General features: G+C 48.9%; 12 protein-coding genes. 5 read left to right on the forward strand and 7 right to left on the reverse strand.

Going from position 1 to position 21,531, the window contains the following annotated elements:
• Positions 1-25 precede the first annotated feature (25 nt).
• Both putA and BZG13_RS03395 read right to left on the reverse strand, forming a co-directional pair.
• Positions 26-3,139 carry a bifunctional proline dehydrogenase/L-glutamate gamma-semialdehyde dehydrogenase PutA gene (gene putA, locus BZG13_RS03390; protein WP_077485031.1) on the reverse strand — a complete coding sequence of 1,038 codons (3,114 nt, stop codon included), beginning with the start codon at positions 3,137-3,139 and terminating at the stop codon, positions 26-28.
• 231 nt (positions 3,140-3,370) lie between these two features.
• A complete protein-coding gene (locus tag BZG13_RS03395; protein ID WP_069360869.1) occupies positions 3,371-4,147 on the reverse strand; it encodes a helix-turn-helix transcriptional regulator in 777 nt (258 codons plus the stop codon).
• Positions 4,148-4,731: 584 nt separating this feature from the next.
• Here BZG13_RS03395 and BZG13_RS03400 point away from each other — a divergent pair.
• Both BZG13_RS03400 and BZG13_RS03405 read left to right on the forward strand, forming a co-directional pair.
• Complete coding sequence (locus BZG13_RS03400) at positions 4,732-6,585, forward strand: SUMF1/EgtB/PvdO family nonheme iron enzyme (RefSeq protein ID WP_077485033.1); 1,854 nt, start codon at positions 4,732-4,734, stop codon at positions 6,583-6,585.
• 437 nt (positions 6,586-7,022) lie between these two features.
• Positions 7,023-7,721: a helix-turn-helix transcriptional regulator gene (locus BZG13_RS03405; protein WP_108743510.1), complete on the forward strand. Its 699-nt coding sequence runs from the start codon at positions 7,023-7,025 to the stop codon at positions 7,719-7,721.
• A 99-nt stretch (positions 7,722-7,820) separates the two neighbouring features.
• Here BZG13_RS03405 and pdxH read toward each other — a convergent pair whose 3' ends face one another.
• Entirely contained in the window at positions 7,821-8,459 is a 639-nt protein-coding gene (gene pdxH, locus BZG13_RS03410) for a pyridoxamine 5'-phosphate oxidase (RefSeq protein WP_069360872.1), read from the reverse strand.
• 459 nt (positions 8,460-8,918) lie between these two features.
• Here pdxH and BZG13_RS03415 point away from each other — a divergent pair, with 459 nt between their 5' ends.
• Together BZG13_RS03415 and BZG13_RS03420 are read left to right on the forward strand one after the other, a co-directional pair.
• A complete protein-coding gene (locus BZG13_RS03415; protein ID WP_077485037.1) occupies positions 8,919-9,584 on the forward strand; it encodes a transglutaminase-like cysteine peptidase in 666 nt (221 codons plus the stop codon).
• A 6-nt stretch (positions 9,585-9,590) separates the two neighbouring features.
• Positions 9,591-11,525 carry a bifunctional diguanylate cyclase/phosphodiesterase gene (locus BZG13_RS03420; RefSeq protein ID WP_077485039.1) on the forward strand — a complete coding sequence of 645 codons (1,935 nt, stop codon included), beginning with the start codon at positions 9,591-9,593 and terminating at the stop codon, positions 11,523-11,525.
• Positions 11,526-11,736: 211 nt separating this feature from the next.
• Here the strand turns inward: BZG13_RS03420 and BZG13_RS03430 are convergent, their stop codons facing one another.
• From BZG13_RS03430 to BZG13_RS03445, 4 genes are all read right to left on the reverse strand, one after another.
• The gene (locus BZG13_RS03430; protein ID WP_069360880.1) at positions 11,737-13,401 is read right to left on the reverse strand and encodes a DUF342 domain-containing protein; all 1,665 of its coding nucleotides are present in this window, start codon (positions 13,399-13,401) and stop codon (positions 11,737-11,739) included.
• 364 nt (positions 13,402-13,765) lie between these two features.
• The gene (locus BZG13_RS03435; protein ID WP_077485045.1) at positions 13,766-15,793 is read right to left on the reverse strand and encodes a GNAT family N-acetyltransferase; all 2,028 of its coding nucleotides are present in this window, start codon (positions 15,791-15,793) and stop codon (positions 13,766-13,768) included.
• Between the two features lie 103 nt (positions 15,794-15,896).
• Positions 15,897-16,868 (reverse strand): ParB/RepB/Spo0J family partition protein, encoded by a 972-nt coding sequence (locus tag BZG13_RS03440; protein WP_077485047.1) that lies wholly within the window; start codon positions 16,866-16,868, stop codon positions 15,897-15,899.
• A gap of 9 nt (positions 16,869-16,877) precedes the next feature.
• Positions 16,878-18,086, reverse strand: coding sequence for a ParA family protein (locus BZG13_RS03445; RefSeq protein ID WP_046076018.1), 1,209 nt, complete (start codon positions 18,084-18,086; stop codon positions 16,878-16,880).
• Between the two features lie 1,354 nt (positions 18,087-19,440).
• On the opposite strand from BZG13_RS03445, the gene BZG13_RS03450 reads away from it, so the two are divergent.
• Positions 19,441-21,420, forward strand: coding sequence for a replication initiator protein RctB domain-containing protein (locus BZG13_RS03450; protein WP_077485049.1), 1,980 nt, complete (start codon positions 19,441-19,443; stop codon positions 21,418-21,420).
• Positions 21,421-21,531: the final 111 nt, after the last annotated feature.

Consider the following 21,531-nt stretch of genomic DNA (forward strand, 5'->3'; position numbering starts at 1 on the left):
TTCTCCTGATCTGATACCAACCGATTTATTGAACCTTTACTGACGCTTGTGTAAAGCGGTAGAGATAATGGGGACCACCTGCTTTCGGCCCAGTGCCTGACAGGCCACGGCCACCAAAAGGCTGAACCCCAACCACCGCACCGACTTGATCACGGTTCACATAGCAGTTACCGACGCGCGCGCGGTGCTCGATGTGGGCACACGTGGTTTCATTACGGCTATGCACACCCATTGTCAGGCCGAAACCCGTTCGGTTGATATCATCAATCACTTTGTCGAGTTCGTTGGCGCGATAGCGAACAATGTGCAAAATCGGACCAAAGTGCTCTTCACTCAGCTGGTCTATGCTGCGAATTTCAAAGGCTGTTGGCGGGACAAAGGTGCCTTTGTCGCACTCAGCCGAAAGCGGTACCTGGGTGACTAATTTGCCGTTGCGCTTCATTTGTTCTATGTGAGCAAGCAATTTATCTTTCGCGGTTTGATCAATCACCGGCCCCACATCGGTAGACAGCCGCTCTGGACGGCCCACTGACAGCTCCGCCATTGCGCCTTTAATCAGGCTAATCACACGGTCTGCGATATCTTCTTGAATGTATAAAACACGCAGAGCTGAACAACGCTGCCCCGCAGAGGCAAACGCGGAACGCAATACATCACGCACCACTTGCTCAGGTAAGGCGGTACTGTCTACCAGCATGGCGTTTTGTCCGCCAGTTTCTGCCACCACTGGCACAGGATCAGCATCGCGATCGGCTAACGTGCGTGTAATACGTTGTGCAGTCGGAGTAGACCCTGTAAACGCCACACCGGCAATGCGGCTATCTTCGGTTAATGGCGCCCCTACCACAGGCCCACTGCCTGGAAGCAGTTGGATAACGCCAGTTGGGATCCCGGTTTCAAGTAGCAACTCAATCGCGCGATAAGCGATAATGGATGTTTGCTCTGCCGGTTTTGCCACCACGGTATTACCAGCTACCAGCGCCGCGCTGACTTGCCCCAAAAAGATAGCTAATGGGAAGTTCCACGGGCTAATACAGGTAAAGACACCACGACCTTGATAGGTCACGGACTGCATCTGGCCGTCAAACCCTGTGTATGAAAGCGGCTCGCCCTGCAATGCTTTGGCCTGCTCGGGGTAGTAACGCAAAAAGTCTACCGCTTCACGCACTTCATCAATGCTGTCGTGAATCGTTTTACCGGCTTCGCGATGACAAATCGCCACCAGCTCACCTAAATTCGCTTCAAGTTTATCAGCCAAGTCAAGTAAGTACTTACCACGCTCACTGACCGCTGTTTTCGACCACTCTGGGTAAGCATTCGCGGCAATATCGAGTGCATTGTTGACTTGGTCAGACGTCGCCCAGTCAACGTGACCGACTGGCTCTTCGCGATCATAAGGCGCAGCGATAGGATGCGTATCGCCAGCCAGACGCTGGCCATTGACAATGGGGCCGGCCTGCCATTGGTGCGCGCCCATAAAAGGCGCAACGCTTGCGGTGAAAGGCTGCCATTCTGAGTCGATATCAGTGGCTACGCCTTGAGAGTTCTTACGCGACGCGCCAAAGATATCTAACGGCAAGGGGATACGATCGTTATGCAGTGTTGGGTTAGCGCGCAGTGTATCGACAGGATCCGCAATCAGATCGTCAATCGGGCAACGTGCATCAACCAAGCGGTGAACAAAAGAGCTGTTTGCGCCATTTTCCAGTAAGCGGCGCACCAAATAAGGGAGCAAGTCTTTGTGGCTGCCCACTGGGGCATAAATGCGCACCTCAGTGTTAAACAAGGCTTTCGCATGGTTATACAGCGCGTCACCCATGCCATGAAGGCGCTGAAACTCAAAATCTTGATGAGTTGCCATCGAGGCTATCGCGGCAATGGTATGGGCGTTGTGACTGGCAAATTGCGGATAAACAAGCCCACGGACATGCTCGCTCAACAGAAAACGGGCACAGGCGAGATAAGAGACATCAGTCGCCTCTTTACGGGTGAATACCGGATAACCATGGTGCCCACCTTGCTGGCACAGTTTAATCTCGCTATCCCAGTACGCCCCTTTTACCAAGCGCATTGGGATCACATCGCCTTGCTCTTTCGCTAAAGCCGCTAGCCAAGTAATCACAGGGAGCGCACGTTTTGAATAGGCTTGCACCACCAAACCAAATTTCCCCCAGCCTTTAACCACAGGATCGCGGTATAGCTTTTCAAATAGGGCTAGCGAGAGTTCTAGACGATCCGCTTCTTCAGCATCAATGGTGATCGCGACATCTTTTTCACGGGCGCGCTCAAGCAGCACCAGCACAGTATCGAACATTTCGTCCATCATGCGATCGTAGTTAGCCGCTTCATAGCGCGGATGCAAAGCCGACAGCTTGATAGAGACCGATGGCGATGGGCCTTGATAGCTTGCTTTGGCATCGCCCACCGACTCAATCGCTTGTAAGTAATCCTCTAAGTAGGCTTTGGCATCTTCTTGCGTCAGTGCCGCTTCCCCTAACATATCGAATGAGTAGGTAAAGCCGTTATTGCGTGGGCCCTCACCGTTCTTCTGTGCTTCATCAATATCACGGCCAAGCACGAACTGGTGGCCCATGATTTTCATCGCCTGATGCATGGCTTGGCGAATCACTGGCTCGGACATTTTGTTAACAAGACGGTTTATAACAGAGGCTGGTTTCCCTTCGGTGCTTTCATCCAAGGTCACCACTTTTCCGGTGAGCATCAGTCCCCACGTTGAGGCATTAACAAACAGGGAGTCGGAGTGGCGCAAATGGGCTTTCCAGTCAGCAACACTCAGTTTATCGCGGATAAGTGCATCGGCGGTGTGCGAATCAGGGATCCGCATCAGCGCTTCAGCCAGACACATCAACAAAATCCCTTCACGGGTATCCAGGCTGTACTCAAGCAAGAGCGCATCAATCATTTGAACGGCTTTTTTATCCGCCCGTACCTGCTCAATCAACTGCGTGGCTTGACGACGTGTTTGCTCACGCTCACTGTCAGTGGCTTCCGCTAAGGGAATTAACTGTTGAAGCCATAGGCTTTCGTCAACGCAATACAGCGGCGAGATTTCAGACCAGATCTGCGCTAGTGGGCGCTCGATAAACGAGGGCTGCATAGCATCGATGGCTTTAAACATAGTGGTATCCTCACTCACGTCCTCCCAAACTCGGGCAGGAAAAATGTTACGTCATTGTTACTTTGCGATCGATTCTATGCGTGGTCTATCAGTAGGGTCTTACAAAATACACCGGCATTATTGCAAAATCCTCCGATGATTAACAAATAAAGCGGTCGATCGCCATAATGGCATAACAAATGAAGTGCATATTATTGATGCCTGAGAGGGCGAAAGCATATTGGGCCAAGCTTAAACCGAGCCCTTAAACCTGGCAGGAGAGAGCCCAAAATAGCGAGAAAACGCATTGGTGAAACCACTCTGGCTAGAGAAACCGCAACTATCGGCAATTTGTGCCATGGTCAACTCACTTTCTTTAATCAGTTGTTTCGCTAAAGCAAAGCGTTTTTCAAGCACATATTGATGCGGCGTGGTGCCCACCTGCTCTTTAAATAACTGGTGGAATTGGCTTTCAGCCAGAAACACACTGCCTGCTAGCTGCGCTACCGTGATCTTGCGGCTGATGTGCTGGTGAATATAACGGTCAATGATATCCATGTTTAAGCGATGGCCATCTCGTCGCGGCGAAACATGATCACGGAAATGGCGATGTAATACACACATCAGCGTATCAGCACATGCGCGGCTCAGCAGTAAATCAGATGGGTTGGCGATCATCTCGGCTGTCAGCGCCTTGATCAGCGTTTGTGCATGGGTGTCGAGCTGGAAGTAAGGCTCGCGACTAAATAAACGCGCAATGTTGTCATGCATGGATGCATGCCCCACCCATTCTTGGTATGGAAGGTTAATCACCAGAATTTCATTACGTCCCACCCCGGTAAAAGCATGCTCTTGTGATTCTCCCACCAAACAGCCTTGGCCTGGGCCCACCAGACTACCTCGCCCATCAACATCGAATTCCGTTTGCCCTTGCAGACCAATCACGACCTGCTTGTACTCATGGCTATGGTGAAGCTGTTGTCGAGGTAAGGCGATCACTTCAGAGACTTTGGGTGTTTTTGTCACCATGGCTCTCCCTCTCGGTGCGGATTACGGCTTTGCCGTCAACCATTCAACTTCCTCTTTCATTATTCTGGCACGCTTGTCACCCGTGTGCGACTGGATTCTCTGTGCTTATTCTCAACGTTGCGGAACAATGATCAAGTAGTGTATTTTTTACGGCCTATGTCATTTTGACGCTAAAAATGCGAAGGATCCCTCATGTATTGCACATTGATCGGGGTAATATCGAGAACAATGCGATAAAAAAACCACCTCTGATATATGTAAATAACATAAAATTCAACGACTTAATTTTTATTCGATGGAAATATCACTTACTTGATCATTGTTTCGAGGCGATCAAAGGGGATCAACACCTTGATCATTCTTCCGTTTTATTGTGCCGTCATGCAATCTTATTTGAAGCAAGCCACCGCTTAAGGTAATCTCGCATAAACATAAAAACCATGAGCACAGTTGCACCGATCACGTCGCAGAATGCTGACTGCCGTCAAATAATTAGCACGGTTTGCGTGGCAACGCGGGTTTCCGTGATAGTCTACTTTTTGGACATAGGTATTATTATTGCGACATGCGTAAGCAAGGGAACTATGACAACGAAATATATAAAAGCGTTATGCTTAGCGCTCCCTCCCCTACTGCTAACCGAGTTGGCGTTCGCTGAAAACGCGTCTTCCGCTGATAATCTCGATCCGGTCAGTGAGTTGGTTGAGAAGCTCCGCGATAAAGAAGAAACGTTGGAGACTCGAAACGATGAACTGGCTCTGCAGCAGGCGAAATTGGATGACCTTTTGGTCAAGCGCGCGACGTTAGAAGATGAACTGAGTAACCTGAAGCGTAAACGCAGTAATGCTAAAGCAGAGCTGGATGCGAAATTTCAGGATTTAATCGCTGACCCGAGCACAGATATCAGTCCGTATCAGCAGGCCTACCAACAAGCATGGCAGCAGGTGAACAATCACCAGCAAAAACAAGCTGCCAACGAGTCCGCCATTATTGAGCAGAAGAAACGACTGGCGAAACTTGAACGAGAACAAGCCTTATTGGCAACCACCCTTGAGAATTTACATGAGGCCATGCGCGAAGCACGTGCAGAGCGTCTACGTAAAGAACTCACCCAAAAAGACACGATTGAAGTTGTCCATAGCTTGACCTGTTCACCCAACATGACATTGTCGGCGTGCGCGAACCAAGCTAAGACGCTGACCATGCAAAAAGCGATTCGTGACTTCCGAGGCCAGGTAACGGACTTTGTGACCGAATCCAATGCGGTGAAGGAAAATATCGATAAAGTGGCGTTTAATATCCACGTCACTAACAGTGAAGTCGTTGACGCGGGCTTTACCGGTGGTATGGACTACACAACGCGTGTTAACGCCGAGCTGGTAAGCCGTCCCGATAAAACGGCGGCATGTCGACTGCTTGATCTAGAAGACAGATACTGTGTTGAAACCACTCAAGCACAGCAGCAGGCCAATCGTAAACAGCAAGCGAAACGCTGGGTTAACGTGACGATACGCTCCAATCGTTACGATGACAGTGTGACCATTAATGATGTGTCATACGGCAGCACACCGGTAGAACTCATGCTACCCGTCGGTAACCATGACTTAACGGTCACCAAACCGGGTTTTGTCCCCTACGATCGAGAAGTGTATTTAGGTAAAGATCAGGTAGTGTGGGCCAAACTGAAAGAGCAACCTAACCAGCCACCAAGTCCTGGGAAGAAGTTTACCGACCCGGTTGCCAATAATCTCGAAGCACCGCAAATGGTGGTGATCGGCGCTGGCGAATACAAAGTCGGGCCAGATGCAGGTGAAAATGTGGCTATTCAGCAATCATTTGCGATGGGCGCCACACCCGTCACGGTAGAGCAGTTTGACGCCTTTGTCACCGCCTCCGGTTATGTCACCGCAGCCGAACAAGGTAATGGCTGCGATAAGCTGGTAAATGGCGAGATCAACCAAAGCTTGGATACAGACTGGCGTCAACCCGGCTTTGATCAAGCGGCCGACTCCCCAGTCGTTTGTGTCAATAAAGATGATGCCGAGGCTTACACCGAGTGGCTAAGCCAGCAAACGGGTCAGCGCTACGCGCTTCCAAACGACGTTGAGTGGGAAGTCGCTGCCCGTGGTGGCACGGAAAGCGATTACTGGTGGGGCAATGAAATCGGTGTTGGCAACGCCAACACCGGCTGGAGCGGCACGGTATGGTCAAACGACCGCACTTCGCCGGTTAAAAGCTTTCCACCTAACCCGTTCGGTGTTTATGACACCGCAGGCAATGTTTGGGAGTGGGTAAGCAATGATACCCCTATTGCTCGCGGCGGTGCGTGGAACTTTTCACCTCAACGCTCTCGCGTTTCCGAGCGTTTGGAGTTAGGAGAGAACACCAGCGCCAATTACCTTGGGTTCCGCGTGGTGCGAGATATCAAAACACCTTGATCTCACTCGCCTCATCAAAATAGTAGAAAACACACGCCGCTACTCGTTAGCGGCGTTTTTTTCGAGTAAGATAAGATCAACAATCTTGATATTAAGTTGCTTTACTCAATGTCAATAGGTCAAATCCCCCCTACCCAACGTCTAGTCTTCTGGATATAGTAGACCTCGTAAACGCAATTTGTCCCGATAGACGCGTTTGCAGTTCCTAACACTGTTAGGTGCAGTTAGATAACGATCTTGTATCAACAACCCTCATGATACCAGTGAATTATCTAAACAACCTCTTCTACACGTCGTACAGGATAACTCCCTTTGGGGAAATCTTGTCTTTGCCGGCTTTATGCCGGCTTTTTTTTATGCTCCAATAACGTGTCCGTTTTTCTATATTTTGATGGGCGATGACGTCCAATAATAATAACAATGAATGGGTAAGCGATATGAATCACGTTCCTCCTGCTCTGTCTATGCTCGAGCAATTACCCGGCTGCTGGGGCTGCAAAGATACACAATCGGTATTTGTTTACGCCAATAGTGAATACTGCCGTCTTGTGGGCCTCAAACAACCGCAAGACTGCATAGGCAAGACAGATCATGATATGCCCTGCCCCACCACGCGTTGTGCCGATCAATTTCAAGCGCAAGACCAATACGTGATGAAAACAGGCAAGCGACTCCGTGTGCTCGATATTCATCCCTATGCCAATGGCCGTTGGCATGCGCACCTGTTTACCAAAACGCCTTGGTTTAATGAACAGGGGTATATTTGTGGGGTCATGTTCTGTGGCCAGGAGCTGAGCGACACCGCCATTTTAGAAGTGGGACATTGGGTGTGCCGTGCAGTCACTCACCCTGAACAGGCGTTATCCGATCATCATCATGGTGAAGCTCAGGTACACCTGACATCGCGAGAGCGGGAGGTACTGTTCCTTCATCTGCATGGCAAGAAACCGCAATTGATCGCGCAGACATTGTCGGTATCCGTCAAAACCATCGAAAATCACTTTGCGCATTTACGCGAAAAGTTCGATGTCGACTCCAAAGCAGGCTTACTCGAGCATGCGCTCGCGCAGGGATTTGGCTCCGCGATTCCAGAAAGCTTGTTAACCCAGCAATTGTCTGTGGTGCTACGAGGTTAATCAGACAGCGCCCAGTTCAACAGTGCGCCCTCTTGCCGCCAGTTCTGCGCGATGAGGGCGCTAAGATGTCCCTCGTCGCTATCATCAAAGGGGCGGCGGCTATGGCGCTAAGCGCTCAATCGCCCAGTTGTCATCCTCTTGCCGTTGATATAAGAAACGATCGTGTAAGCGGTGCTCGCCACCTTGCCAAAACTCAATGCTTTTAGGCTTGATGCGATAACCGCCCCAGAATGTAGGGACAGGCACTTCCCCTTTCTCGAACTGTTTTTTCAGCTCCAAAAACTTGCCTTCTAACGCCGAGCGTGCTGATAAACGTTCGCTTTGTTTGCTCGCCCATGCCGCGATCTGGCTTTCTTTGGGGCGAGAAGTGAAATACTTAAACACCTCCTTTTTACTCAGAGGCTCCGCTTCCCCCATAATATGGACTTGTCGCTCGATAAAATGCCAAGGAAAGTGCAAGCTAATCTTGCTGTTTTTTTTCAAATGCAGCGCTTTGCGACTTCCCAAGTTGGTGTAAAACACAAACCCCTCTTGATTAAAGTCTTTAAGCAAAACGATGCGCTGAAAAGGTTGTCCATCTTCATCAACCGTGGCGACAGTCATTGCGGTTGGATCTGGCACTTGGGTATCAATGGCTTGTTGCAACCACTGGCCAAATAAATCCATGGGCGCATCGGGTAAATCATCACGACGTAATCCCCCTTGGGTGTACTCTCTTCGAATGTCTGACAACTCCATTGCTTTCTCCAATTCGTTTATTTTCAACTATTTTGCGCAGGTCTTTGTCAATAAACAAGCACAAACCGATTACGTGGCTGCCAATACAAAGATCAGTCTGTTCTCTCTTAGAGATATTGACATTAACACTTACGCCTTCACGTCACTTTTCTCTTTAACTCGCGCACCAGCACAAAAGCGCGCTAAAAGTCTAAACTAGAAGCTAACAACATAGGAAGCGGGTCAAGTCCACTCATGAACATCGGTGACCACGCAAAAGCGACGATCAAAGCTGTAACCTAGGTCACCGCTATGGCAAACTTCTTGTCATACGACCTCGACGCTCAGGACCATTTTACGATGAGTTAGGAGCCCGAAACGATATATCTCCAGTCGTCAAACATTGGACTTAAAGAGGGAAGCTCGAGGGAGCATGAACTATTTTTACTCGTCAACCTCAGTCTTAAAGCGAAACCATTTATGAAGCAATGGCATATTGCCGGGTTATGTTTGTTGCTCTCTCTCAGCGCGATGAGTCTGACCACCAAAGAGTCACGCTGGGTGGGACAAGTATCGAGCTTTTATGGTGAACGCGCGGGTAAGCGTGTCACGGCATGGCGCAACATGGTGGAAAAGACCCAAGGCTTATCAGAGCAAGAAAAGCTGCGCAAGGTGAATGATTTTTTTAATCAGATGTACTTTGTCGATGATATCGACCTATGGGGAAAAAAAGACTACTGGGCAACGCCTTTAGAGTTTCTTGGTGCCGCCGCCGGTGATTGTGAAGATTTTAGTATCGCAAAATACTTTTCGCTTCGCGAGTTAGGCATTGATGATAAAAAGCTGCGCCTGGTGTACGTAAAAGCAATCCGTCTCGACCAATTTCATATGGTCGTTGCGTATTACCCAACACCGTCCTCCGAGCCGGTGCTACTCGATAACTTAGATCCAGCAATTAAACGTGCGTCGTTAAGACGCGACCTGCTTCCTATATATAGCTTTAATGGTAGCCGACTATGGTTAATGAAAGAACGCGGCCAAGGCGAGCTTGCTGGCAACGCCTCCCGACTTGGCCTTTGGAATGATTTACGTAGCCGTATCGACACCTTAAAGATGAAAAAACCGATTAGACAATTTGATAGGTAAACACCGATGACGTTATTCAACCAAATATTCTCATGGATGCTAGTGATTTTCTTCTGCATAGTGCTGGCCGTCTTCGGTATCGAGCTGAACACCACACGCAACTTTTTACTCAATCAGCAAACCTCTGATGTCAACAACACGGTCAATTCGATGGGGTTAGCCTTGGCACCCTATTTAGAATCGGATGATAAAGTCGCCGCCGAGTCAGTGATCAATGCGTTTTTTGATGGCGGCTTTTACCGCGAGGTTAATTTGACCTTGCTGTCAGATAACAGCGAGATTGTTCGCGAGTACCCGGTAGAAATTCAGGGCGTTCCCCAGTGGTTTATCGATCTCGATATTTTTCCTGTGATCACAGAAAAGCAAACCATCACCAGTGGTTGGATGCAACTTGCCGAAGTCGAAGTGGTCGCGCATCCAGGGTATGCATATAAGCAACTATGGAAATCATTTGTCCAGCTAGGGACAATTCTGGCGATTATCTTTTTGGTCGCGTCCGTGATCATCGGCTGGCAATTACAGCGCTCTCTGAGACCGCTTGCGCGCATTACGGCCAAAGCGGGCGAAATCGCCAAAAACAAATTTGGTGATCCCATTCCGCTTCCTCCCACGACAGAGCTTAAAACCGTGGTCAATGCCATTAATGTCATGACCGATCAGCTCAAAAACTACTTTGAACAACAAGCAAAAGAAGCCGACCGGTTACGTAAAACCGCCTATCGAGATGCGGTATCTGGCCTCGGTAACCGCAGCTTCTATGTTGGCCAGCTTAAATCTTGGTTAACCGAGTCTGGTGTTGGCGGTATGGCGTTAATTAAAGTGGATCTCATTGGGGAGGCCTATAAAAACCATGGCTTCGAAGCGGGGGACCGTGTGGTTGAGCAATTTGCGAATAACCTCACTACCACGATTATCAGCGACGACAACATGACCGCAGCGCGTTTGAGCAAAGATGAATTTGTGATCCTAGCCCCGAATTCAGACCCTGATGACTTACGCTTGCTCGGCGAGAGTGTGCTCGCCATGGTCGTGGACATGCAAGCGGATCCGACCGGCCTCACGCCACCTAAGGTAGCGGTTGGGTTAGCTATCAATGGCGGCGGGAACCAGGATGCCAGCGTGCTACTGTCACAAGCAGATAATGCCTTATCACAAGCACGCAATACGCCAGAGCACCCTGTCGTACTGATTGACCAATCCATCGGTGACGCTGCAATGGGTAAACAGCAATGGAAAGCACTGCTGCATGAAGCCGTCGCACAAGAGCTGTTTGTGTTCAAATACCAACCCGCCACAGACAGCGAATCAAACCGACTGCATCAAGAGGTCTTTTCTGCGATAGAAAAAGACGACCAGTATTATGGGGCTGGGCACTTTTTAGGGGCCGTGGAACAGCTCCAGCTGGGTGAGACCCTCGATAAGTATGTCATTACTCACGTGCTTAAGACATTATCTCAAGACGCCAGTGTCGGGCCATTGGCGGTGAATCTCACCTTGAGTAGTGTGACCAATGCGTCGTTTATTCGTTGGTTGGGAACAACCTTGTATCAGCACCGCAAACAGGCCGGCCAACTGTTATTTGAGATCCCAGAGGTCGCTTTTGTTCGTCATGCTGATCACACTGGCTTGTTGATCGATCAAATCCGTCAAGCAGGCTTCCAATTTGGCGTCGATAATTATGGTCGCAACTTCCAGTCTTTGGATTACTTACAACGCTTTAAGCCCGATTACGTAAAAATAGACTTTGCCTATACCAGCCATATAGAAGACGATGCCCAAGGGCATGTCTTGGCATCAATTTGTCGCACCGCGCATAACTTAAATATCACCACTATCGCGACACGCGTGGAAACAGACGCACAACTTGCTCACCTTTCCGAGCTTTTCGTCAATGGTTTCCAAGGCTATATCTTCAATAACACTCAGGACAGCCATGGTTAAAGATCCGCTCCTGCAATCATTGATTTATGTATCGCGTTACTTCGGTAACGCGAACTCCCCCGATGCCCTTGTGTCTGGACTCCCTATCTCCGACGGCTACCTCTCACCTTTTTTACTTCCCCGCGCGGCTGAGCGAGCGGGGATGGTAATTCAAGCCTTAAAAGAGGGAAAATCCGTAAGGTTGGCTAACAGTTTACACTGTAAATCAGCGTTAACCATTGGCTTGATACGGCTTTAATTCAATCGCCGCATTATCATAAAACAAATGTGATGGACCATGCTCTGAGTGAATCACGTGCTTGTCTTCGCCGATAGTACAATGGACACGATTCAGTAATGACTTAGTCGCAATGATACTGGCGGCTTTGTATCCGCTTTCTATCGCCGCATCTGTTTCTTCCACCGTGGCTTCTATTTCACTTAGCTCGGTAGAAAGGTGCTCGCGTGTCGAACTTATTCTTTCCACCATCGCGGCGTCGCGCTTCTCTTCTGGAACAGCGTCAAGTTTTTTCTCTGCCGCCTGGATCTTGTCCAGTTGGGCACTTTTCTCTTCCCAGCTTTTGTTTAGATTGACGAGTTCCCGTTTAAGTATCGGCAGACGCGGGAAACAATGGATATACGTATGCGCCCCTGCGCTGGCGCCGATAATCACCGCCTGTACTTTCTCACCGACTTCATGTTGACCGCCCGCTAATGTCCCTTTGCGCTTAGTGGCATCAGTAATGATGATTGACTGCCCCACATGTGTTTTGCAGTGCATGGCATGCAAGGTAAGTTCTAGGTTTTGATTGGCACAGAGCGTGGCATACTGCGCGAATTTGGCAACGATATTGCCCTCCGCAATCAGGGTACAATTAATATCAGAATCGGCTGCAACTTGTCGGCCGATAATCCCATTCTGGACAATAATGTCGGCACCGGCGGTGATGGTCGCCGATTCTACCACTCCTCCTACCGTGACGGTTCCCGATGCCGTGACCTTCATACCCACTTCGACATCCCCTTTAATCACCACACTGCCTTCAAAGTTGACATGCCCAGTACCGACATCAACCGCATCTAAGCTCAAGGCATCATCGACAGCCACACCGTCTTTTTGTAACCGAGGGATCCCGGCCATGGTCGCCACCAAAATATTGGGATCTTTGTTACTGAACTCACTACCTGGGTGAGCGGTGAGTGTCATTGGCTGACCGGACGAGGTCGACAACACTGAGCCAGTGACCGTGAAGCCCTCATAACCCGACGTTTCTGGGATCAGTTTTGCTAAAGGCTGTCCTTGCTTCACCATCACCATTTCCCCTAAATCACGCATATCAACGGTTCCATCTTCACGCTGTTTGGGACGACGAACACGCTCGGTAGGATCTTCAATGAGATAGACAAGGTGTGCATCTTCGCCGGCGATAGGCTGTCGGCCGAATGCAACGGGCACATCGAGATATTCACCAGGTTTGAGCTTTCCTGATGCGGAGAGAAGTTTTTGCAGGGTTGGTTTTTTTATCCCTCGAACAATATTAGCATCACGCAGTGTCGAAAGAATGTCATCGGCTTTCAGTCCACGCCCGCCACAAGCGCCGTTAACGATCAAATAGGCCGTCATTTTATCATCGGCGATACGCGCCTCGATAGTTGCATCACGGCGTTCTGCTATAATGAAATCTTCCGACTCAGCATCATCCGGCGAGGCATTTAACTTGGTGAGGGCTGACTCTATCGTATCATCAAAACAAAAAAAGCCATCGACTTGGTTGCTCACCAACCAGTCCTTAATCTGTTTTTTCTCTATGGGTTGGCCATTTGTATGCTCGACGTTCCCTGCCGATAAATATACACGCTGACCATCCTGAGAGACGCGGAGGATATCGTCTAGCATCTCGCTTCCTGCCCATCTGATCCTTGTGGCGGCTTTATTAGCCCAGTAAACCACTTGGCAACGCGCTTGCTCCATCATCTTGTGGAACGTTACGCTCGACTGTCGTCACTGATTAGATTAGTCCAAATCCAATGCCAGTGTGCGCAATTGTCTCATTTATAATAAACTATACAGGTTTATCGTTTATGGGAGCAGGATCACTGATAAAAACGTGACCAGGGTAGGATTAATTCATTGACCCTCTGCATGCTCCCCACAATGATCGACATTAGAACGATTTACAGTGTAAATACGTGTCAAGCGTGACAGCGTTTACACTGTAAATCAAGCCAATGCCGCGTGTTTCGTTTACAGTGTAAATCGCTCATGTCGTCAGGTGCATGTGAACATAGTCCCGTATTCGAGATTCCGCGTCCTTCTTTCCCGCAAGCTGATATCGGGTGCAAACCACAGACCAAGGCAACCCTAACAAAATACGGCTAACCAGAATGGGGAGTGTGGCGTTCTCGCCCTTTTTCCCGTCACAACGAATATGATGATATAACCAAGCCTGTAGACTCGAGAGGGCAGCATCGACTCCTACACCACCGGCTACAAACCCATCGAGTTGTTGTCTTACTTCCTCCGGTAGCGGTGTGGTTGGTAACCCTGCAATGATAGACATAGCAATATCCGTTTCCATCCGTTGATGGCTAGTGAGCATCTGAATGGGAAGACTTTGCCTAAACAAGCGCAACGCCAGATCACACCATCTCAATGGCTGGATAGGTTTAATCATTTGCAGTGAGTAGCAGCCACTGGCTTGATCGCGTTTCAATCCCAGTTTAACCGGCTTAAACCCTTGCTTAAACCAAAACGGCGTCAACGATGCGGTTGCACCGAAGCTAACCCCTACCCCAACTACCGAGGCTTCAGCCGCGTGTTGATTCACGACGGCGAGCAACCGTCGACCGACGCCTTGGTGTCGATAGGGCTCGGACACGGCAATACGTTGCACGCGCCAAAGCCTGTCGCGCAAAACCTCAGCCTCCCCCAAATGCGCGGCGACAGATTGGCTAAACAGATGCCCTTTTATCCGGCGTTGCCCCGCAACGACCGCCTGGCACGTTTGCCAATCAACCCCACCCTCTTGACTCACGACACACGCGGCAACCAACTTATCGTTGCGCCAGCCGGCAAAGATTAAGAGAGCGTCATCGTCCAGAAGACGGGCTAAATCGTTAGGCGATGTTTGATAATGGGCCGCGATCAGTAATGTGAATAACTGCCGTAAACACGCCTCGTCTTGATACAACTGGTGACGGCTAATCGGTTCAATCACCACATTTTTAACCCACTCGGTCTCAAGCATATCGGCCCGTTCCGTCGCTAAGTCGTCGTCGCCATTGAGTAAAAAGAGAGCATTCAAGGTACGCTCAACCGGATCATCATCAGCCCATCGCATGGGGGCGGTGAGCTTTAAGGTACGCCATTGTGGCTGCTCTGCATCCAACATTTGCTTGAGTCGGAGCGTAAAAGCCCGTCCTGTCCCTTCATAGCCATGCTCTGTCGTAGCAATCGCGACGCGACTGTATTGATTCAACCATTGGCTTATAATCGGAAGCGGGATCGCCGCTGCCTCATCAACCAGTAACAAGTCTGCCGCTGGCGCGTCTTGCAACAGCACATCAGGCGCGATAAAGCGTATCTGGCTTCCTTGATAATCGATTTTTTGACCGGCGTCATCAACCTGAAGGGTGGCTTTCAGATGATGAAAAAGCGTTGATGCATGGGCAGGGGAAGGCGATGACACAATGATGCGCCTTGGCTTTTTCATCATCAAGTTAGCCGCGGCCATCCCTAATGCGGCCGATTTACCCCGACCTCGATCAGCGCTAAGCAGCAGGGGACGGCGCCGATGTCCGGTCACGACTTTCTCCACCGCAGCAATCGCATCTTTCTGGGTGACTGAATGCGTTTGGGGTCGCACCGAACGTTCTCGCGGTAACCGGTGTTGCCAATGACAATGAAATGCGACGCTATCATCTTCACTCAAACACCGAAGAAGACGTTGCACGGATGGCGGCATATCTTCAACGCCGTCGGCAATTCGGAGCACAATGAGCGCCCCCGCGCGACAACAACCGACGATGGCGCAAAAAGCTTCCGCGTTAAATTGCGCGTTCACCTCCACCACGATATGACCACACTCTTGTCCTAACTTTTGCTGAGCCTGGCGCCAACTCAAACCATGTTCAGCGCTTCCCACAATTAACGGGGCTTGTGTCTCATCAAAGCCGGCTAGCACAGTCGCCAAATCCTTATCGACACAAACCAGTTGACGGTGGGAGTGATGGGCTGCACGTAAGATCAGCGGCGCAAAAAAGTCTTCCAATGTGGGTGATGTCATCATGTTTCCATAAGGCTTTTTACCAAGCGGATAGGGGATGATAACACGCAAAAAAAAACGACACGCCAGGCATGTCGTTTTTACTTTGTCATTTTCGGCAAAAAGATTAGCTATCGAGTGTTTGCTTAATCAGCGCTAAAATACGCTCTGCGTCTTCGTCACTGACTTTCTTGAGGCTAATATTCAAATTGTTGCCTTTGCGTCGGTATGACGCTCGCCCTTCAAGCAATGTTTGCGCTTGCTCTTTTTCAGTAGATGTCGGCGCAACCAGTTCATCCTTAAACTGCTCAATCAACTGGGTGACTTCTCGCGTAATACGCGTCACGCCTTGCGCATCAACCTGTTGCCATAAAGGCGTGTCACCAAGCTTAGCAACCAGCTGTTGTTGCAAAGACGCATCAAGGCCAAAATACAAGCGGTGCAACTTCACAATCGTCGGCCGTCCCAACTCCGATACACTCGGGTAGGCCTGGAGTAGCGGTAAGGGCAGGGCCGCGGCTTTTAGGGCGCCGCTGACCAAGGCTTCGCTACACTGACACGCATTCGCCAATGCTTTTTGGTCACTCACTTCACCACTGTCTAACATTGCCTGCATCTCTTTACCGCGTTCATAAAGCGATAAGGGTTTGTGCGCATTGGCGACATCTGACAAGAATTTAGCATGGCGCGTACTAATGCCTTTGGCCACGTACACTAAGAAATCTTGGTCTGCAATCAGACACGACATGCGGCGTCGGCTACCGTCGAGGACTTCGATACGACCATCGTCAAGCCAACGACCCACTGCAGGGTACTGCTGGCCATGTGCTTTTAGCGTTACCAAAATATCGGATAACGCAAGTTCATTCAGAAATGACTGCTCTCGCGCATTCTTATCAAAGACGGTCGTTTTATCTCGGATCTCACTGGCAGGGACTTTTACCAGCTCAAATTCAACCGTGTGTTCACCGGCGACCGCAAGCTCAATGACTGCCGCTTTTTCACTCGCTGCACTCTGAGCTTCTTGCGTTGTCGTCGCTCGTCGCTTGTCTGCTTTGGCAAACAAACGCGCATTTAAATCAGAGGTCTTAATGGCCATTTTTCGTAATTACTCCTGATTGAGCTGAGACCAGTGGCTGTGCAGCACACGCTCAAGTTCTAAACCGACACGATGGACGGCATCTTGGGCTGTCGATAACGTCTTTTTACCGCCCTCAAAGTCTTGTGAGGTAAGATCAAACACTGTGCTGTAGGTATCGGCGCAGGTCTCAAAGGCGCGACTTCTTGGAATGGTCGCCATCATGACTTGTTCACCTAAAAGATAATTCATTTCCGTTAAGACCGAAATCTGTTTTTTGTTGTCATCTTCAAACATAGTCGGCATCAACCGCACAAACTCGAGGCCATGCCAGTCTTCAGGGAACATCTCATAGACTTGTGGCAGATGCTGGAAAAAGTTCACCGTCGACGCCCAGTCAAGGCGCTTTGCCGCACAAGGGATCACTAATGAGTTTGAAGCATACATCGCATTCCATACCAGCGGATCGATATGCGGGCCTGTATCTATCATGATAATGTCAAACTCATCACTGATTGGGTCGATGACTTTTTCTTGCAGCAACTCAACCACATTCAGAGACTGGCTCGTTGCTAACGCTTGCCACGCCTCAGCATTAAACATCGCATCCTCTGGGAAGGCCGCCATGGTTTTTAAGTTTGGGTACTGTGTCGGCAATAGGACATTACGCATCATGAAGTCTTTGTCTGCAGGCTGGGGCGTATTATCCAACATGACGTCAACGGCGGAGTAAATCCCCTCTTGCTCGGTCAAACTAATTTGTGGGTTGAGGAACAGTCGCAATGAGCCTTGTGGATCCAAATCGATTAAGCAAATGCGATAACGCTTTTCCAAATTGAGGGCCATACACGCCGCTAAGTGCACCGCACTCATGGATTTACCGGTTCCGCCTTTCTGGTTTTGGATGTTCACCACCCAAGGCTTATGGGTTTTTCCTTTACGCTCATGAAAGGTCGGCACATTCGCCGCATCCATGATTTGGTGCGCCTCATCGAGTGTAATCGAATAATGGTTAGCGTTGTTTTTGGTAAACTGATGCCCCTCTTGCTCCATGCGAGAGATCGCTTCATCAAGCTTTCGCCGCGTTAAACCAGAACGCGTTTCCATTAATGCTTTTGACATCGGTGGAAACAGTTGGTCGTGGCGCTCTTCCATCACAATCTCGACCCGATCAGACTGAACCTGTTTCGTCTGCGCGGCGATGTTGCGAAGGTTTTCAATCGTCTTTTCCCTATCCATATTCTTTTTCGCCTTAACGAGAAATAATTGCCGATTGTACAGCAAATTCCAGTTAAAACAATAAAAAGGTGAACAAAAGCCGATCAAATAAAGATCCTGCTCACAATTGTTATCTTGGATGATTGATGAAAATAGCGACAAATATCCGCTTATCCTCACCTCGACAAACCTACGATAAGTTCCGCACATTTTAAATGTCACAGCGTCACTTATTTACAATGTAAACAAGTCGAATAACCGGAAGCTTATCTTTGAATGGCTAATTTACGGTATCCGATCATTGAACTGAGTTTATCGTGGCTTAACCCTGAAGCAGGGAAGTTGGTTTGAAAAACATCCCCATTTGTCGCTCATCCGATCGCTTACTACGGTTTTGATCATTTTTCCCGAAACGATGATCAAGGTGTACGGCCTTCATGGACGCCATCACTTGATCATGCTTTCGAGCGTAAACGCATCATTTAGGAAACATGATCAAGCGGTATTATGGGTTAAATCCTCTGCAAATCCACGCGGCGTATATCGCTACTCAACGGAACAATGATCAAGACTTGCTGTAAACGCTTATACAATGTCCCATTGTTCGGAACGATATAATCAAACCGCCAAATTACGGATAACGTCAGGTGTAACAAGGGATCGAGAAGGATCTTATCCTCCTCTCCGTCTCCAGTGGACGAAACAGGGGGTTAGGTCAAGATGATCGAACAGCACGATCCCCTTCATGATCATTGTTCCAATAACCGGACACATACATCCCAGTGACGGTTATACTGTCAATGTCATTTCGATTTGATGGATAAGCGTGAAATAGCCGCTAGCCTAACCAACAACATGGACGCTTTTTCATCGGATCGACTAAAAAAGCGCTGTCTTGATCATTGTTCCTAAGTCCCATTCGCCCGTTTAGTCACTAAATCGAATAACATCATCGTCAGCGATAGCCTATCACTGTGGATAAGATGTGTATCACGCTTGATCATCGTTGCCGTTATTATCTGATCATCAATGCGGTAAGATGTTGATCATTGATGCGGGCCTTACTTGATCATCGTTGGTGCGTGTTGATGATCATGTCTCCGAAACTTTGATGATCATGCTTTCGAGGAAGGTAAAATTATACTTCATAAAAATCAGAATGTTATATAAATCCAATTGTTTGGATCATAAGATCAGATCATCAAATTAGATCAGAATAATCATAAAGATCAGTTAAAAAGCACAATAAAAAAGATCTTTCTTTTTGGTTCTTTTTTTATTAGTCTTTCCCTGGAAGAGTGATCGATTTACGGTTTCCGTCAATTCAATTAAAAATGCGCGTTGAGTATGCTCGTGACAAAGGATTTAAGCTGACATGAATGCCAGTAAACCCGAAAAAATCTTGATAAAAGCCCCTCGCTCCCACAAAGACGGGCATTTGTTTGCCGTTCATGATCAGTTGATTGATTGGCTTGCACAGTATGAACACTTTAAAGGGGTAACCAAAAGCATTCTAGAGCTGCTGAACTTAATTTCAGTGCGGGGCTTTGCCTCTCAAGACGGGTATGTCTCCACCACAGAATTGGTTGACGCGACAGATGGCCAGCTCACACGCGCAGCGATTCAGCAAAGGCTTCGTGCCGCTGTCCAGTTAGGATTGTTCATTCAGCAACCTGTGCGGTTTGAAGAAGGACTCGCGGGCAAAACCATGCTGCATCAGTTTGTTAATCCTAGCCGATTGATTTCATCGCTCGGCAGTGCAGGCCTAATGACAGAAAAAAGTCGCGATGCAGTCAAACAAAAACGTTCAAAAGCGTTAGCGCAAACACAAGTTAATCGACAACTTCTCAATGAGCATGGACTGGGCACGCCCCCCATGATGCCTGGTGAGAAAGATCAGATTTTGGTCTCACCGACCAGCTGGGCTGGGATCATTGATCAAGCGCTTGCCCCTCCGCGCACCAAAAAAGGTTATCAAAAATCGATGGTGGCGATCAGCGGGACCAAAGCGATCATTGAAACCCGCTCGGCTAAGTCGATCATGACAGTGGATGATCTGATGACACTGTTCGCCCTGTTCACCCTCACGGTGCAGTACCATGATCACCATTTGCCTAATTACGAGCTACAAACCCAATCTATAGGCAATAAAACCCCCATCTATATCACTGATATTCTGCAATTACGGGGTAAAAAAGACAGTGGTCCTGCACGTGACGCCATCCGCGAAAGCATCGATAGGATTGAATTTACTGACTTTCAGCTTCATGAGCTGACAGGACGTTGGCTCAGTGAAAACATGCCAGAAGGGTTCAAAAGTGACCGATTCCGGTTCTTAGCCAGAACCATTACCGCCTCAGAGGAAGCGCCTCAAGAAGGGGAAGATGGTGAGGTTAGGATCAAGCCCAACCTTTACATCTTAGTGTGGGAGCCTTCGTTCTTTGAAGAGTTGATGACACGCGATTATTTCTTTTTGTTCCCACCGGAGATATTGCGTCAGCACACCTTGGTGTTTCAGCTCTACTCGTTGTTCAGAAGCCGTATGTCGCGTCGACTCGAAGATTCCATGTTGCTTAGCGAGCTGAACCAGAAAATGGCGCGGAATATCGAATGGCGCCGTTTTTCCAGTGATTTAATCCGAGAGCTACGAAAGCTGGCGGAAGGGAAGGTGACCGAATCTGTCTTTGCGGTGAACTTGTGGGGGTATCACTTAACGTTAACGCGCGAAGACGAAGAGAAAAAATATCCTGACTACCGCATAGACATAAAATGCAACGTGGACGAGGTGATCCGCTATTCGCGTGCCAAGATGTATAACGAGGGCAAACGTTCGTTGGCCCCCACCATGCCCAACCCATTGCGAAACGAGATCTTACCCAGCCAAGACCTTGATCAGCTTTCCGGGATCATTGATGGTGAGTTTGAACCGATCCAGCGCAAAGAGAAGAGTAGTGGCCGCTTGGGACGTCGTGTTAAACAACGTAAGCACTTGGTTGAGATTAATGCAGATGAACTGACCATTGTGCTCTCAAAGTATACGTCTGAGGAAGCGTTGCAACGCAGTATTACCGCGTTGTCGGCGATGACAGGGCATCCTTCATCCGTGATCACCGAAGAATGTCATGGGTATTTAGAAAAGCTTGATTGGTTGCGCGTGGGTGAGCAAGTGGTCTCTTACGAAACACTCAGCCACACCATCGAGTTTTATAATCAACAACAGCATGATAGACACCTTTCTATTGAAAAGTTGATATCTGGCCTAGCCGTGCGACGTAAAGTCTGTCAGCGCGTGTTTGAGGGCCATCTCGATGGGCAAGTGCTTAAGGCTCTGGATGATATTGCAATGGGTGGGTAGTGATCGATTTTGCAGGTTGTTGACAGGGTAATGACACAAGCTTAGATGATCGACGTAAACTATCTCTCGATACCTTTGTCCTATTGGGTGCTCTGATGGCACCATTTGGCG

This window comes from Salinivibrio sp. ML323, assembly GCF_001995745.1.
In the GTDB taxonomy this organism is placed as follows: Bacteria; Pseudomonadota; Gammaproteobacteria; order Enterobacterales; family Vibrionaceae; genus Salinivibrio; species Salinivibrio kushneri.

Coding starts and splice junctions, on each gene's coding strand:
- pdxH (WP_069360872.1), bottom strand. CDS start 8,459: ATGGAGTTGTCAGACATTCGAAGAGAGTACACCCAAGGGGGATTACGT.
- BZG13_RS03450 (WP_077485049.1), top strand. CDS start 19,441: ATGAATGCCAGTAAACCCGAAAAAATCTTGATAAAAGCCCCTCGCTCC.
- BZG13_RS03435 (WP_077485045.1), bottom strand. CDS start 15,793: ATGATGACATCACCCACATTGGAAGACTTTTTTGCGCCGCTGATCTTA.
- BZG13_RS03440 (WP_077485047.1), bottom strand. CDS start 16,868: ATGGCCATTAAGACCTCTGATTTAAATGCGCGTTTGTTTGCCAAAGCA.
- BZG13_RS03400 (WP_077485033.1), top strand. CDS start 4,732: ATGACAACGAAATATATAAAAGCGTTATGCTTAGCGCTCCCTCCCCTA.
- BZG13_RS03415 (WP_077485037.1), top strand. CDS start 8,919: ATGAAGCAATGGCATATTGCCGGGTTATGTTTGTTGCTCTCTCTCAGC.
- BZG13_RS03405 (WP_108743510.1), top strand. CDS start 7,023: ATGAATCACGTTCCTCCTGCTCTGTCTATGCTCGAGCAATTACCCGGC.
- BZG13_RS03430 (WP_069360880.1), bottom strand. CDS start 13,401: ATGCTAGACGATATCCTCCGCGTCTCTCAGGATGGTCAGCGTGTATAT.
- BZG13_RS03445 (WP_046076018.1), bottom strand. CDS start 18,086: ATGGATAGGGAAAAGACGATTGAAAACCTTCGCAACATCGCCGCGCAG.
- BZG13_RS03395 (WP_069360869.1), bottom strand. CDS start 4,147: ATGGTGACAAAAACACCCAAAGTCTCTGAAGTGATCGCCTTACCTCGA.
- putA (WP_077485031.1), bottom strand. CDS start 3,139: ATGTTTAAAGCCATCGATGCTATGCAGCCCTCGTTTATCGAGCGCCCA.
- BZG13_RS03420 (WP_077485039.1), top strand. CDS start 9,591: ATGACGTTATTCAACCAAATATTCTCATGGATGCTAGTGATTTTCTTC.